Raw genomic sequence first — 14844 nt, 5'->3', positions numbered from 1 at the left:
ACCGCGAATTGCGCACGGCCGGCGGCACGGGGTGCACAGTCGACAGTAAGGAGCGCACGGTCGGCGGCAGGGAGCGCACAGTCGGCGGCACGGGGCGCACAGTCGACCCTTCAGTCGGGCCGCACGAACCGCTCGCGACGCCCGAGCTGCTGCAGGCGGAACCACTCGCGGAAGCCCGCGACGTCGCGCTGCTGCACGAGGAAGTACCAGCCGAACCGTGCGTATTCCTGGGGCAGCAGTTTGCGCAGACCCGGCTGATTCATCAGGAAGCCGCGGTTGCGATAGGTGAAGAACCGTTTGACCGCGTTGTCGGGGTACTGCGTGTGCATGCGGCCGCCGAGGATCGGGCGGAACTCGTCGGACCCGTACGGGTGGAGATACGCCGTGGTCAGGCACGTGCCGAAGCGCAATCCGGAGCGTACGAGGCGTCGATGGACCTCCACCTCGTCGCCGCGGAAGAACAACCGGAGGTCGGGGACGCCCACCACGTCGAGCGCGTGCGCCGAGAACAACGCGCCGTTGAACAGCGACGCGATACCCGGGAGCAGGTCGTCGTCGCCGGCGGGCTCGCCGTCGCCCTCGAACAACTCTGACCGCTTGCGCCGCCACGCCACTCCGCGGCGTAATGGAAAGGCGAGTGTGTCGGGGTCGTCGATGTTGACGACCACCGGCGAGACCTCGTCGAGCCGATGCCGCGCCGCGCAGTCGAGCAGCGTCGACAACACCTCACGACCCTCCGGGCGCCCGTCGTCGTCGGCGCACCACACCCAGTCGGCCCCGAGCGCCAACGCCTGCAGCATGCCGAGGGCGAATCCGCCCGCACCGCCGAGATTGCGCTCCGAACCCACATACGTCGTTGGAATAGGCTGCGTAGCAACGAGATCGGCCACCTGCTGCTCGTTCCCGTTGTCGACGACGACGAGGTGGTCGACGGGACGCGATTGCGCGGAGACCACGGCCAGCGACTCGGCCAGCAACTGCGCCCGACGATGCGTCACCACGACCGCGATGACCCGCGACGCCGTGCCCGCCGAACCACTCATGCCGACGTGCCGTCGGTCTGCGCCATCTCGTCGAGCACCTCGCGCACGTGCGCGGCAGCGGCCGGTCCCTCATAGGCGCCGACCACTTCTTCGATGCCGCCGTCCATCCGGATCTCACCGTGGTCGATCCAGAGAGCACGGTCGCACAGTTGCGCGAGGAACTCGTTGGAATGACTGGCGAAGACGAGGATGCCCGACCGTTCGACAAGCGACTGGAGCCTGGTACGCGCCTTCTTCATGAACTCGGCGTCGACGGCGCCGATACCCTCGTCGAGGATGAGGATCTCGGGATCGATGCTGGTCACGACGCCGAGCGCGAGCCGGACGCGCATACCGGTCGAATACGTCCGAAGCGGCATGTTGAGGTAGTCGCCGAGTTCGGAGAACTCCGCGATCTCGTCGGTCTTGGCGAGCATCTCCTTACGGCTGACACCCAGGAACATGCCTCGGACGATGATGTTCTCGTAACCGGAGATCTCCGGGTCCATGCCGACACCGAGGTCGAAGACCGGAGCCACCCGGCCCTTGACCCGACACGATCCGCGGGTCGGCTCGTAGATGCCCGACATCAGCCGCAGGAGCGTCGATTTGCCGGCGCCGTTGTGGCCGACGAGGCCGATGCGATCGCCGTGTTCGAGGTGCAGGTTGATGTTCTTGAGCGCCTCGACCACCACGACGTTCGACGCGTTGGCGCCGATCACGCCTCCCGCGGCGCCGAGCACGGACTTCTTCAGCGACCGTGTCTTGGCGTCGAAGATGGGGAAGTCGACGCAGGCATCCCACGTGTCGACGCGGACGGAATCGTTCTTGGAGATGGCTTTCGGGGAGTCGGACACGATGCTCACACCCAATACGGAACTCGGGCGCGGTAGTTGCGCATGATGAACAGGGCGAGCAGGCATCCGACGACGGTGCAGCCGATGACGATCGCCCAGTGGTAGAAGGCCACCGACTCACCGAGCAGTGGCCCGCGCGTGATCTCCAGGTAATGGAACATCGGGTTGATCTCGACGATGCGTGCACGCGACGATCCCTCGCCTGCGACCTTGTGCAGCGACTGCGCGCTCCAGATGATCGGCGTCATGAAGAACACCAGCCGTACCGCGGTGGTCAGCAACTGACCGATGTCGCGGAAGCGGGTGGTCAGGATGCCGAAGACCATCGCGACCCACACGCTGTTGATCACGAACAGGATCATCGCCGGGATGATCAGCACGACGGTCCAGCTGAGGTGGATGTGCTTCCAGAAAATCGCGAGCAGCACGAGGTAGATGACGATGTTGTGCGCAAAGATGATCAGCTGTCGCCACGCGAGCCGGTAGACGTGCACCGACAGCGGGGACGGGATCTGCTTGATCAATCCCTCGTTCTTCGCGAACACCTCGGAACCGTCGAGGATGGAGCCCTCGATGAAGCCCCAGAAGATGAAGCCGAGGGTCACGTACGGCAGGAAGGTGGTGATGTCCTCGTCGAACAACTGCGAGTACAGCAAGCCCATCGCCACGGCGGTGATGCCGGTCGCGATGGTGATCCACAGCGGCCCGAGGACGGATCGCCGGTACCGCTGCTTGATGTCCTGCCAGCCGAGCAGCGCCCACAGTTCCCGCGCGCGCAGTCCGTCGGAGAGGTCCTTGAACGCCCGCCGAAACGACCTCGAATCCGACGTCGTGGGTGGTGGCGGAACTTTCCGCTCGCTGACTACCGCTGACACGGGGATTCAGCATACAAGCGAGTAGTTTGACGTTCCGGAACGGGCGCCGTGGCAGGGACCGGATCTGGACCGATGCTCAGAGGTATTGACCGGTGCTCGGCCCGCCGCCGGGGCCTCCCGGGCCTCCAGGAGCGACGATGCCCGGGGGTAGCGCACCCTGCCGCATCTGCTCGAGTTGGGCGCGCGCCGCCATCTGCTGGGCGAAGAGTGCCGTCTGGATTCCGTGGAAGAGTCCTTCGAGCCAACCGACGAGCTGGGCCTGCGCAATTCGCAGTTCGGCGTCCGACGGCGTCGAATCGTCCGAAAAGGGCAGTGCCAGGCGTTCCAGTTCTTCGCGCAGTTCAGGTGCCAGGCCGTCCTCGAGTTCGCGGATCGACGTCTGGTGGATCTCGCGGAGCCGATTGCGAGACGCCTCGTCGAGAGGAGCCGCACGGACCTCTTCGAGCAATTGCTTGATCATGGTGCCGATGCGCATGACCTTGGCGGGTTGCTCGACCATGTCGGCGACGCTGTCTTTCGATTCGCCGTTGTTGTCCTTCTGATGTGCGTGGTCACCCGGACCGACAACCTCGACGTCGTCGTGTGCGGGGGAACCGAAACCGCGGGGATCGAACGCTCCGGACGATGTGCCTTCGCTAGCCATGCGTCCCATTGTGCCGAAAGCCTCTGACGCCCGTTGCGAGTCGTGGGTATTGACGGCGCCGAGCGGCGGCACGAATGTCCACACGTCGATCCGACGACCTGTCCGAACTCGCCGACCGCGCCGTCTATCGTGGCTGGCATGAGTCTCGATGTCGCCGCGGTGCGAGGACTGTTCCCCTCGCTCGGCGACGGTTGGATTCATTTCGACGCCCAGGCGGGCATGCTCATCCCCGACGCAGTGGCGAGCGCCGTGTCCTCGGGATTCCGGCAGCTCGGTGCGGCCCCCGGGGGTGTTTATCCGGGAGCGGTCCACACCGCGGAGGCGGTCGACGGTGCGCGCAGAGCGGTGGCTGACCTCGTCGGTGCGCGGGCGGCGGGCATTGTGCTCGGACCGTCGCGGTCGGCGCTCATCTGGGCGTTGGCGGAGTCGATCGCGCCCAACACCTGGCTCGGCGGCGACGTCGTCGTGAGTCATGCCGACGACGAGCCCAACATCGTGCCGTGGATGCGCGTCGTCGGACGCTATGGCGGGTCGGTGCGGTGGGCGGAGCTCGACGTCGAGACGGGTGAGTTGCCCGTGTGGCAGTACAAGAAATTGATCGGTGCGCGGACCGCGGTGGTCGCGGTGACACTGGCGTCGTCGACGCTCGGTGCGATCACCGACATCCCGGCGATCGCGCAGATGGCGCGCACACGCGGCGCGATGCTGGTCGTCGACGCGACGAATGCTGCGCCGTACATGCCTCTCGATATCAACGAACTCGGCGCAGACGTCCTCGTCGTGTCAGCGGAACGGTGGGGCGGTCCGCGGGTCGCCGCCATGGCGTTCCGGGACCCCCGCACGATGGAACGGCTCGTGCCGATGTCGGTCGATCCGCGTGCAGTCGGACCTGCGCGCCTCGAACTCGAACCGCTACAGGGTGGATTACTGACCGGCCTCGTCGCGTCGATCGAGCACCTGGCCTCACTGGATGCCGGTGCCATCGGAAAGCGGCGTCGACGGCTCGTCGCCTCCCTCGACGCGGTCAGCGAGTACCTGGACCGGCTGATGGTCTACCTCACCACCACACTCGAGCAGCTCAGCCAGGTGTCGGTGGTCGGATCGCCCGGTAACCGCGTCCCGACGCTGAGCTTCACCGTCGATCAGGTGTCGGCCGACAAGGTCGTCCGACGCCTCTCCGACAACGGGATATGTGCGCTCGCCGACCTGCCATGCCGATCGCTGACACGGATGGGCGCGAGCGACTTCGGGGGTGCGGTGAGTATCGGTCTGGGGCCCTACTCGACGCCGTACGAAGTTGACCATCTGGTCAGGACGCTCGGGTCGTTCGGTTAGTCGATTTCTGCGACGGGGCGATGTGGGTCGGTCGATCCACACGGTTTCGCATTACGCGACAATGCATACTAAGTTGGCCAATGTGAACGATCCCGGATTGTCGCCGCGTGCATCACGCACAAGCTCTTGGCCGCTCCCCGGATCGCAGGTGCCGAGCGCCCCGATGTCCACTTCCGACGACGGCCTGACCCCCGAGCAGACCGCTCTCTGGCACTCGTTCGTCGACGGCGGCTGGGCTCTGATGGCCCAGGTCAACAGCGTGTTCAGTGCTCATGGATGGACGACGACCGATCTGCGCATCCTCGAGGTCCTCGCGTCGCGTCAGCAGTTCGGGATCAGCGAACTCGCGACGACCGTGCACATGGGCGTCAGCACCGTCTCGCGCCAGATCGGTCGGATGATCGACACCGGCGACGTCGTCCGTGTGCGTTCCGACCTCGACGGCCGGCACCGTCTCGTGCGGATCACCGACGACGGCCGCGCCACCCTGTCTCGGATCGCAGCCGTCCGCGATCACGTGGTTCGCGAGTACGTCGTCGACGTGCTCGGTGTCGACGACTTCACGAAGGTCTGCCTCGCGATGCGGAAGGTTCGCTCCTCCTGGACATGATGCCGGCCGTGCAAGCCTGTGCCGTGTGCCTTTCTGCGCGGACTGAGGCAGCATCGGTGACATGCGTGCAATCAGTGTCGAGCCCGATACCGACTCTCTGTTCGTCGCCGACGTGCCGGACCCGACGCCGGGACCTGGCGAGGTCCTCATCGAGGTCGCGGCCGCCGGGGTGAACCGTGCCGACCTGCTGCAGAAGCAGGGTCTCTATCCGCCGCCCGCCGGGGCGTCGGACATTCTCGGTTTGGAGGTTTCGGGGCGGATCGTTGAGCTGGGTTCGGAGGTCACGCAGTGGTCGGTCGGCGATGAGGTCTGTGCGCTGCTCGCGGGTGGCGGCTATGCCGAACTCGTTACCGTGCCCGCTGCGCAGGTGCTGCCCAAACCGTCGAACGTTGATCTGATCGAGGCGGCCGGTCTGCCCGAGGTCGCCTGCACCGTGGTCTCGAATCTGCTGCTCACCGCGCACCTGCAGCTCGACGAGTTGGTGCTGATCCACGGCGGATCGAGTGGGATCGGCACGCACGCGACGCAGTTGTGCCGCGCGCTCGGAGCGCGGGTCGCCGTGACCGCACGCACACAGGAAAAGCTTGCCCGATCAGCGGAACTCGGCGCGGAGATCCTCATCGACTACTCGTCGCAGGACTTCGTCGAGGTGATCTCTGAGCACGGTGGCGCCGACGTCGTCCTCGACATCATCGGCGCCGCGTACCTGCCGCGGAACGTCAAGGCGCTCGCGACCGGAGGTCGACTGGTCATCATCGGCATGCAAGGTGGAGTCAAGGGTGAATTGCCCATCGGCACAATGATTTCCAAGCGCCTTTCGGTGTACGGCACCGCGCTGCGGTCACGACCTGTGACGGGCGCCGACGGCAAAGCTGTAATAGTCGAGAAGACCTACGCGCGCACCTGGCCGCTGATCGAGGCGGGCTCGGTGGTTCCGGTGACCGACTCGGTGTTCGAACTCGCCGACGCCCAGGCCGCCCACGAGCGCCTCAACAGCGGCGATGCAATCGGCAAGGTGCTGCTGCGGGTGGGCTGATGACGACGCCGCGCGAGCGCTCACGTACCCTCTTCGGCAGGGAAGCGTGGCAGAGCGGCCGAATGCACTCGCCTTGAAAGCGAGCGTGGGTAAAACCACCGGGGGTTCAAATCCCTCCGCTTCCGCAGCAGGTCAGGGGCGGTTTCTGGGTTAGCCGGGAGCCGCCCCTTTCTGGTTCATCTGACACGAATCTGACACGCATAGCTACGCTAAAACCATGGCGAAGCGCAAAGGCGTAGAGAAAGTCACGCTGGATTCCGGCGATATTCGGTATGAGGCGCGGCTGGACATGCCGCTGCCCGACGGCGGCCGCAGGCAGCAGAAGCGGCGGTTCCGCACGGCCAAGGCGGCCGCGGACTGGCTGGCCGACGCGCAGGAGGCGGCACGGGCAGCTGCGACACCGAAGAGCTCGATGACGGTGAAGGATGCTGTGGAGTCCTGGCTGGCCGGCCGCCGGATCACCGAGACCACCCGGGCCGCGTACACGGCGGCGTTGGCACCTGTCGTCGACAGGTTCGGGGACACGAGGGTACAGGTGCTCGAGGCGGCCGACGTCGAGGAGCTGATCGCCGACCTGCAGCAGGGGAAGGGGCCGGGTGAGCGTCGATGGAAGCGGACGTCGATCAATCCGATGCTCACGAAACTGAAGAGCGTCTGGCATGACCTTGAGCGACGGGGCGTGATCGAACGGGATGCCATCCAGTGGATCGAACCGCTGCGCAAGCGTGACGACGAAGAAGCGGCCGAGGGCGCGATGGATGTCAGCGACCGGCTCTCCGATGCCGAGGTCGAGAAGCTGCTTGACGCGCACATGCTGACCAAGGAGCTTGAGCTGGCGGCGGCTGTGGGTGGACCCCGGTCAGAGGTCGTGATGGCGGTGGCCAGGGCACCGTTTGTCGAGCTGGCGTTGTTGGGGCTGCGCCGCGGCGAGATCGCTGGGCTGCGCTGGGGCAGCGTCGATCTGGACGCGGGGACGATCCGCGTGGCTGAGCGGACACGCGTTGTGGTGAGCGGACGCCAGGTCGACGGGGTGAGTGCGCCGATCATCGACCGCAAGCGCGGCAAGTCGCGGTCATCGACGCGAGTGTTGCCGCTGCCAGCATCGACGCTGGCGGTGCTGCGGGCGACGCGGGAGCGTCAGCGCAGGTGGCGTCGGGATGCGATGCACGAGGGCAGACAGTGGGGCAGTGGCCGTGACGGTCACGTGTTGCTGCACGCCGTGGACGGCCGACCGGTGGCACCACGGACGCTGGATGACTGGTGGACTGAGGCGCTGGTGTTCGCGGGCGTGACGCACCGGCGGCTGCATGCCAGTCGCCACACGGCGGCATCGAGGCTGTTCGCGGCGGGACTCAGCGCCGCCCAAGTAGCGGAGTGGCTGGGGCATTCCGACGGCGGGGTCCTGGCGCTGCGCACCTATACACATGTTGCGGGGTCGGAACTTACTGCTGCCGCGAGTGTGTTCGATCGCGGTGGCAACGACGAGGACAAGAAGTAGTAGCCCGTCACGCGGCGGCGGTGGCACACCGAAGGGCGGCCGGACGACGGTGGATGATTTCCTATCGGCATCGGCGCCCGTCGACTCAATCGACGTAGCCGCAGATTCTCCGGGCGACCTTCTCGTCCCACCCGCCCTCGAGTGTGGAGCGGATGCTGCCGTCGGGGCGCAACCACACCGCGCTGCCGCCCGGGCCGAATCCAGCGGAGGTGAGCCCCGCCCGGCGGGCCTCGTCGGCGTCGATCCGCTCGCCTCCGAGCTGATAGCTGATGCTCTCGTCCGTGATTACTCTGTCCGCGCCGGCACCCGTGATGGTCGCAGTGGTGGTAATCACAAAGCCGAGGATGTAGGTCAGGTCATCCTCGTCGATGTAGTAGCGGACCTCTCCGGTCTCCGGGTCGGTTCGTTGGATGAGGATTACGTCGAAGTACCGACCGTCGTACAGCTCGCCGTCGATGATGCGATCCGGATCGAGCCGGTAGGTTTCTTTGCGTGCCAACATGATTCGCCTCTTCCTGTCACGCAGCAGCCGTGGTTGCGAGCGCCTTGATGCGGTCGGGGCGGAATCCGGACCAGTGCTCGGCACCGGCGATGACGACCGGAGCCTGCAGGTGGCCGAGCGACATGACGAAGTCGCGGGCGTCGGCGTCGGTGCTGATGTCGACGACCTCGTAGCGGATGCCCTGCTTATCGAGGGCTCTGCGGGTGGCGCGGCACGGCCCGCAGGCCGGGCGGGTGTAGACGGTGATGGACATGGGGATCAGCTCCTTGTCGCTGGGGATCGATTCTGTGTCCATTCTACCTCGAAATACGTTGTGGCACAAGGTATTTCGCGACATTTGTACTGCTTTGGGGTGGTTTCCGGGGGTGGCTGGTGGGGGTGCTGCACGCTCGTCCGCAGGGCGGGTCGCAAGTAACACATCGGACAGATGCATGGCTGTCCGCAGCCCCCGGTTGCACCTTTCCTGTGTGTTCGTTCCGCAACGCTCACCGCAGGGCTGTTCGCGAGAACCACATCGGACAGATGCAGCCCCCGGTTGCACCTTTCCTGTGTGTTCGCTCCGCAACGCTCACCGCAGGGCTGTTCGCGAGAACCACATCGGACAGATGCAGCCCCCGGTTGCACCTTTCCTGTGTGTTCGCTCCGCAACGCTCACCGCAGGGCTGTTCGCGAGAACCACATCGGACAGATGCAGCCCCCGGTTGCACCTTTCCTGTGTGTTCGCTCCGCAACGCCGGATGTAGCACTTTTTCGTGTGTGTAGCACTTTCCGTTCTGAAAAGTGCTACACGCTTCGAAGCTGTTTCCGCTGGTCACAGCCTTTTCGCAAATTGTCTTGTAGCACTTTTTTTGATTGATTTTGAAAAGTGCTACATAGCATTGCGCTGTTTCCGCTGGTCACAGCGATATTGATGTCTACTGATGCCGATTTGTAGCACTTTTTAGCAACCCCTGCTACTAGGATTCTGATGTCGCCGTTCTGCGCCACTCTCGGTCCCCCTCCGTGACCGTGTTGCGGTATGCCCGCTGCATCGTCGTTATCTATGCCACCCAGGACCGCGGGCCGAAAAGTGCTACATTCCGCCAAAAAGCACCCTCTACCTGCGGCGATGCTGTAGCACTTCCAAAAAGCGGAAATGCTACACGTCTCCGATATGCCTCTGACCTGCGATGATGCAGTAGCACTTTTGGCTTCAAAAGTGCTACACACACGAAAAAGTGCTACAGCTACCGATCCGGCCGCATCACGGCACCCACCCGTACCAAAAGTGATCTGCATCACATTTTGAGTGACGTTTGGTTATTCGGATTGGTTATTCGGATCGCGCCTTCCACCTGCGAAATGTCACCTCGTTTGAGCGCATCCTGCATTATTCGCTTGAGTTTGTCAGATGCGTTGTGCGGCATGCGATTTGGTGTCTGAGCTGCGTAATGTGGTTCCCGAGAGATCACGAAAGAAGGAAAGGATCTGCAATGTCGATGCTGCAACCGACACAGCTACAGCCACCGCGGGTGACTGTTGCCTGTGCGGCCACGCTGTGCCCACCCGTCGCGCCCGTCGTGTCCGTAGTCATTCGGCCTCTCGCGGTGGATACCGATACGGCGGGTGCCCTGATCGGCCGCGCCCCGCGCACCCTGGCCAATTGGCGCAGTGCTGGTACGGGGCCGGCATACATCAAAACCGACGACGCGGGTGGCGTCGTGTACCTCGTCGCAGATCTAGAGGCGTGGCTTGAGGAACGCCGCGCCGCAACCGCGGCGCGAACTCCCGCCGCCGCCTGAAAGCAAGAAGCCCCGGCTGCAACCGGGGCGTCTTGATCAAACTCGAGAACTAGGACTGGGTATGTCTGCAACTGTTCCCTGCAATAACCATGCTACATCGTCATCTTCGTCGCAACTGCTTCGGGCAGGTGAGCCGCAATGACCGACTTCACCGACGACAGCCACTTCGACGAAGAGTTCGCCGCCCAGGATGCCGCGGACCTCGAGTACGAGGATCTCGACTCCGTCGGAGTCGATGTGGCCGACTGCCTTCGCGACGCCGACGGTCGCCAGTACACCGCGACCACCGCGATCATCGCCAAGCGTGTCTGTTCGGAATACCTGGCTCAGGCCAACCTGGCCGCACTGCGCGAGGCCGATCCCGAGCAGGTCACCGATGGGTTGCTCGGTCGCATCAACGACGCGATCGCGCTGCAGAACGCCGCTCTCAAGGCCGACGAGCTCGTCGGACTGAAGCTGGTACCCCTCAAACGACTCGGATTCGCCGAGGTAGCCCGCCTGGTGCTGGCTCTGCATACCGTGCGCGTCTTGCGCCCCGGGTCGAGTGCGTCCGATCCAGATACCTACTACCCGATCGTGTATGACGGCGACCCAAACAGCCCGCACTGTGGCACCTACCGGACAGCACATGTGGAACTGCGGCTGGTCGCACGGCGGTACTGCCCGGACCTGACCGCCAAGGAGTTCGCCGAGGTGCTGAATGTGCTGCGTGATGCCGGGTCGCCGGTCGATCGCGGCCAGAACCAGAACCTCATCGCGGTGCGCAACGGCATCGTGGACTACTCCACCCTGCGTGTGGACGACTCGCTGCCCTTCGACGACCCGAACCGGGTCATCACCATGCCCACCTTCAAGCCGTTCAGTCCCGACTACGTGTTCCTGGCCAAGCTCGACACCGACTGGAACCCCGACGCCGAGAACGTCACCATCCACAACGACGACGACGGTACCGACTGGGACGTCGAGAGCTGGATGCGCGGCTTCCACAACAGCGTGGATGCCGACGGCAACGAGATCGCCGCCGACGAGGAGATGATCGAGCTGCTCTGGCAGATCATCGGCGCCGCCACCAGGCCGTACGTGTCCTGGAACAAGGCCGCGTTCCTGTACTCCACCCAGGGCAACAACGGCAAGGGCACGCTGCTGAGCCTGATGCGCAACCTGCTCGGCGGCGGGAACTACGCCTCCATCCCGCTCGATGACTTCGGCAAGGAGTTCAGGCTCGAGCCGCTCACTCGGACCAGTGCGATCCTGGTGGACGAGAACGACGTGGGCGCATTCGTCGAGAAGGCGGCCAACTTCAAGGCGGTGGTCACCAACGACGTGATCACGATCAACCGGAAGAACCGACCCGTGATTGCCCACCAGCACTTTGGATTCATGGTGCAGTGCTTGAACGACAAGCCGATCTTCAAGGATAAAGGTGGTTCGATCTACCGACGGCAGTTGTTCGTGCCCTTCACCAAGTGCTTCACCGGCGCCGAGCGCAAGTACATCAAGGACGACTACCTCAAGCGGCAAGAGGTTCTCGAGTACGTGCTCAAGCGGGTGCTGACCATGCGCTACTACGAGCTCGCCGAGCCCGAGGCCACCAAGCTGCTCCTCGAGGACTTCAAGGAGTTCAACGACCCGGTACGCGCCTTCTGGAACGACGTGAACCGGCAGTTCGCCTGGAACCTGCTGCCCTTCCAGTTCCTCTACGACCTCTACCGGGGCTGGTTCTCGAGAAATGTCCCGAGTGGCAAGCCCATCGGGCGCAACAAGTTCATCGACGAGCTGGTCACCCTGGTGAACGCCGACGAGACCGGGCCATGGGAGTGCAAGGACCGCGGCGTTAGCCACCGCCCCGGAGCCAGCATGATCCGGGCCGAGCCGATGATCGTCGAATTCGATCTGACTGACTGGGTCAACCAGAGCGCCCCGCAGAGCAAGCCGCTGCTGCGCGCAACGCTGCGCTCTGACCAGTTCAAGGCCAGCTACCGCGGCCTCGTTCGTCGAGAGAAAGACCCGATGCTGGCCATCGCCAACGAAGCCGGACACCGCCCGTCGGCGGGCATCGGTGGCAGCGCCACCGCGACGAGCCACGCTGAATCCAATCCTGTCGGTGAGGAAAACCAGACCAGCACCGAGAACACAGAGAACACCGGACAAACCGCATCACAACTAGACGCTGAGGTCCGGGCCGCAGTCGCCGGCACAAAGCTCGACGGCCTGTTGTTACCGCACTCCGGACAACCCGCCGTGGTGATCGGTGCGGAGTCATGACCGCCACCACACCCCGCGAGCGCGTCATCGAGACATACCTGCGCGACGCCTGCAAAGCCCGCAACGTCCTCTGCCTGAAATTCGTGTCCCCAGGCCACATCGGCGTCCCTGACCGAGTCCTGCTCGGACTCGACGCCGACGGCCAGCCCGTCACCCTCTTCATCGAAGTGAAGCGACCCGGCGGCAGGCCGCGGCCATCCCAACTCCATTGCCACGCCGAGCTGATCCGACACGGTGCCCGGGTCGCTGTGGTCGACACCAAGGCCGGCGTCGACGAACTCCTCGACGCTGCGTTCGGGCCGGCCGGGCGCGACGACCGGACGGCACGGAGCGTGGACCGGATCAAAGGTGTCGCGGTAGTTGCCGCGATGGGCACCAGCACGAAAGGAGGACCACGATGAAGATGGTCAATCCGTTAAGTCTTGACACCGATGTCGAGACCTACGGCTATCGCTACTACTTCGCGACGCTCGTGGGATTCGCGACCCTCTCGGTGGCCGGCAACGTCCTGTACGGCGTGGCCCCGACGGTGCCGCCGTGGGTTGTCGCCGTCAGCCATGGCGCGCCGCCTCTGGTGTTCGCGCTCATGGTCCACCTGGGTGCCGTCATGGCCAACAGCTTCGGTGGAGCGATGAGGCGGCCCGGGCCGCGACCAGAACACGGCGAGCGCCACGTCGACTGGTCGTCGGTCATCGTGGTCGTGCCGCTCGTCCTGGCGGTGACCGCGGTGGCGGCGATCGCTCTCTACGTCTCGTTCGAGGGTTTGACCGGCCTGGCGGCGACGATGGGCTGGGGTGCATATTCGTGGACGCTGCCACTGCTGCTCGACATCCCGGCGGGGGTGGCCACGCTCGGCGTGCTGCTCGCGACGCACGCCATGCGGTCGGACGAGCATGCGGTCGACGGAGCGGATCGGCAGTCCGTTACCGCCCCACGGACCACGTTGGTCACTGACCAGGGTGACCACGTCGCGGACCGGCCCGTCGCCGTGGTCACTGACCACACGGACCAGTCAGTCAATGACCAGCTGACCAACCCAGTGACCACGGCGACGGACCAGGCGGTGACCACGCCGGTCGTACTCGTCACTGACCAGGTGGACCACCCTGTGACCAGCCGTGCGGATCGGGCGGTGACCACCGCGACGAACCGGGGTGATCATGCCCCGGTCACCGCCGCTGAGCTGGTCGAATCCGTGGTCAGTGACCGTCCGACTGCGGTCACGGACCACCGTGACCATGACGGTGACCGCGTGGTCACGGACCGGGTGACCACGCTCGACGGACCGGTCACTGACCACGATGACCAGGTGGTCACTGACCAGCTGACCGCTGTCGCGGACCACACGGTGACCACGGCGGGAGAGGAGGCCACCGAGCCGGTCACGGACCAACCGGTGACCGTCCCCCTCGACATCCGATCCGTCGCCGAACGTGTGCGGGAGGAACGCGATCTCGACGTCGCCGTCGACGTGCTCGCCGAGGCGCTCGGTCTGTTGGCCGAGGGCATCAGTCGTCGCAAGGTGGCAGATCAGGTCGGCGTGGGATCACACAACACTGTTAAGAGGTGGGCTGACGCGGCCGCCGACCTCGATCCCGCCTACGCCGCCGCGATCGGGCGGCCCCGGGAGCCGGGCTTGGTTGCCGTGGGATAGCTCGCGACGACCGCTTGGGAAGACCCCGCCGGACCACACCGGCGGGGTCTTTCCTCTATCTGCGGCCCGTGCTAGTACATTCTGTGCCTTCACGATTGGCCGTACCGACGGCGAAACATGGCTACGCCAAAGGCATCTCGACGGCGTGGCCGCCTTCCCTCTGCCTTCAGCCTGCCTTCGCGTGTGCCCGAAACGGTGTCATACCCTCCGTCTGCCTTCCATCTGCCCGTGTGTTGCCTCCAATACGCCTTCTGTCTGCCTTCCGCATGGTCGATACTGAAGGCGGAACGCAGGCAAACATATTGTCTGCGTTATTGTTTCGGCCCGATCTGGCCGAATGTGCGATATTCAATTTCGATATTCCCCGCGGCTCCTGATGCCTACACCAAACCGGGCCAGTTGACGGGCCATCACTCCCGACCGAGAGCCCCGTATCCACGCGGTCACAGCCTCCTCGGTCCGGCTCCGACCCCAAAGAGGGCCCGGTACCCCTCGCATCATCACGGCCGCATCATCGCCCACGGCACCGCGCTCGGCGTCGACCCCGATCCGGTACTCGCCGACGGGGTACATCCGATCCGCTACCTCTGCGCCAACATCCCTGGCACAGTCCACGGCTCCGGGATGGCGTACGCGGGGCGAGCGCGTGCGCGAGGCCCGTGTACCCGTCGAGCCATCCGGCCGTGCCATCCTCACGGCGCGGAGTCCCGTGGCAGGGCTCTCGGAGCGGTGCCCTGTCACAGAGCTCTCTCCCGCGCGGGCGCGG

The 14844-nt window shown here is 65.0% G+C and carries 14 protein-coding genes and 1 tRNA gene; 9 read left to right on the top strand and 6 right to left on the bottom strand.

Features of this window, described 5'->3' with window-relative positions:
• Positions 1 to 110: 110 nt before the first annotated feature.
• The 4 genes from glfT1 to LK459_RS07645 form a co-directional block, all read right to left on the bottom strand.
• Positions 111 to 1043: a galactofuranosyltransferase GlfT1 gene (glfT1, locus tag LK459_RS07660; RefSeq protein ID WP_227922536.1), complete on the bottom strand. Its 933-nt coding sequence runs from the start codon at positions 1041 to 1043 to the stop codon at positions 111 to 113.
• Positions 1040 to 1888, bottom strand: a complete 849-nt coding sequence (gene wzt, locus LK459_RS07655; protein WP_407648743.1) for a galactan export ABC transporter ATP-binding subunit Wzt/RfbE — start codon at positions 1886 to 1888, stop codon at positions 1040 to 1042. The genes glfT1 and wzt overlap by 4 nt, the downstream gene beginning before the upstream one ends.
• Positions 1885 to 2754, bottom strand: a complete 870-nt coding sequence (wzm, locus tag LK459_RS07650; RefSeq protein ID WP_007241032.1) for a galactan export ABC transporter permease subunit Wzm/RfbD — start codon at positions 2752 to 2754, stop codon at positions 1885 to 1887. The genes wzt and wzm overlap by 4 nt, the downstream gene beginning before the upstream one ends.
• Before the next feature lie 76 nt (positions 2755 to 2830).
• Positions 2831 to 3397: a bacterial proteasome activator family protein gene (locus tag LK459_RS07645; protein ID WP_227922535.1), complete on the bottom strand. Its 567-nt coding sequence runs from the start codon at positions 3395 to 3397 to the stop codon at positions 2831 to 2833.
• 138 nt (positions 3398 to 3535) lie between these two features.
• Here LK459_RS07645 and LK459_RS07640 point away from each other — a divergent pair, with 138 nt between their 5' ends.
• The 5 genes from LK459_RS07640 (at position 3536) to LK459_RS07620 (ending at position 7876) form a co-directional block, all read left to right on the top strand.
• Complete coding sequence (locus LK459_RS07640; RefSeq protein ID WP_007241030.1) at positions 3536 to 4732, top strand: cysteine desulfurase-like protein; 1197 nt, start codon at positions 3536 to 3538, stop codon at positions 4730 to 4732.
• 163 nt (positions 4733 to 4895) lie between these two features.
• The gene (locus LK459_RS07635) at positions 4896 to 5342 is read left to right on the top strand and encodes a MarR family winged helix-turn-helix transcriptional regulator (RefSeq protein ID WP_007241029.1); all 447 of its coding nucleotides are present in this window, start codon (positions 4896 to 4898) and stop codon (positions 5340 to 5342) included.
• 61 nt (positions 5343 to 5403) lie between these two features.
• Positions 5404 to 6378: an NAD(P)H-quinone oxidoreductase gene (locus tag LK459_RS07630; protein WP_227922533.1), complete on the top strand. Its 975-nt coding sequence runs from the start codon at positions 5404 to 5406 to the stop codon at positions 6376 to 6378.
• 40 nt (positions 6379 to 6418) lie between these two features.
• A tRNA-Ser gene (locus LK459_RS07625) sits at positions 6419 to 6503 on the top strand.
• 92 nt (positions 6504 to 6595) lie between these two features.
• Positions 6596 to 7876 (top strand): tyrosine-type recombinase/integrase, encoded by a 1281-nt coding sequence (locus tag LK459_RS07620; RefSeq protein WP_227922531.1) that lies wholly within the window; start codon positions 6596 to 6598, stop codon positions 7874 to 7876.
• Between the two features lie 85 nt (positions 7877 to 7961).
• On the opposite strand, the gene LK459_RS07615 is transcribed toward LK459_RS07620, so the two are convergent.
• Both LK459_RS07615 and nrdH read right to left on the bottom strand, forming a co-directional pair.
• The gene (locus tag LK459_RS07615; protein ID WP_227922529.1) at positions 7962 to 8378 is read right to left on the bottom strand and encodes a hypothetical protein; all 417 of its coding nucleotides are present in this window, start codon (positions 8376 to 8378) and stop codon (positions 7962 to 7964) included.
• A 16-nt stretch (positions 8379 to 8394) separates the two neighbouring features.
• Positions 8395 to 8631, bottom strand: coding sequence for a glutaredoxin-like protein NrdH (nrdH, locus tag LK459_RS07610; protein WP_227923615.1), 237 nt, complete (start codon positions 8629 to 8631; stop codon positions 8395 to 8397).
• A 1219-nt stretch (positions 8632 to 9850) separates the two neighbouring features.
• Here nrdH and LK459_RS07605 point away from each other — a divergent pair.
• The 4 genes from LK459_RS07605 (at position 9851) to LK459_RS07590 (ending at position 14078) form a co-directional block, all read left to right on the top strand.
• Positions 9851 to 10159 carry a hypothetical protein gene (locus LK459_RS07605; protein WP_227922527.1) on the top strand — a complete coding sequence of 103 codons (309 nt, stop codon included), beginning with the start codon at positions 9851 to 9853 and terminating at the stop codon, positions 10157 to 10159.
• A gap of 138 nt (positions 10160 to 10297) precedes the next feature.
• Positions 10298 to 12424: a DNA primase family protein gene (locus LK459_RS07600; protein ID WP_227922525.1), complete on the top strand. Its 2127-nt coding sequence runs from the start codon at positions 10298 to 10300 to the stop codon at positions 12422 to 12424.
• Positions 12421 to 12825: a VRR-NUC domain-containing protein gene (locus LK459_RS07595; RefSeq protein ID WP_227922524.1), complete on the top strand. Its 405-nt coding sequence runs from the start codon at positions 12421 to 12423 to the stop codon at positions 12823 to 12825. Before LK459_RS07600 ends, LK459_RS07595 begins: the two co-directional genes overlap by 4 nt.
• Positions 12822 to 14078 carry a hypothetical protein gene (locus tag LK459_RS07590; protein ID WP_064902905.1) on the top strand — a complete coding sequence of 419 codons (1257 nt, stop codon included), beginning with the start codon at positions 12822 to 12824 and terminating at the stop codon, positions 14076 to 14078. The genes LK459_RS07595 and LK459_RS07590 overlap by 4 nt, the downstream gene beginning before the upstream one ends.
• The last annotated feature ends 766 nt before the right edge of the window (positions 14079 to 14844 follow it).

It is taken from the genome of Gordonia otitidis (assembly GCF_020735545.1).
Taxonomy (GTDB): domain Bacteria; phylum Actinomycetota; class Actinomycetes; order Mycobacteriales; family Mycobacteriaceae; genus Gordonia; species Gordonia otitidis.
Note: the sequence above shows the minus strand (reverse complement) of the source record. Positions and strands in the feature narration are given on the sequence as shown.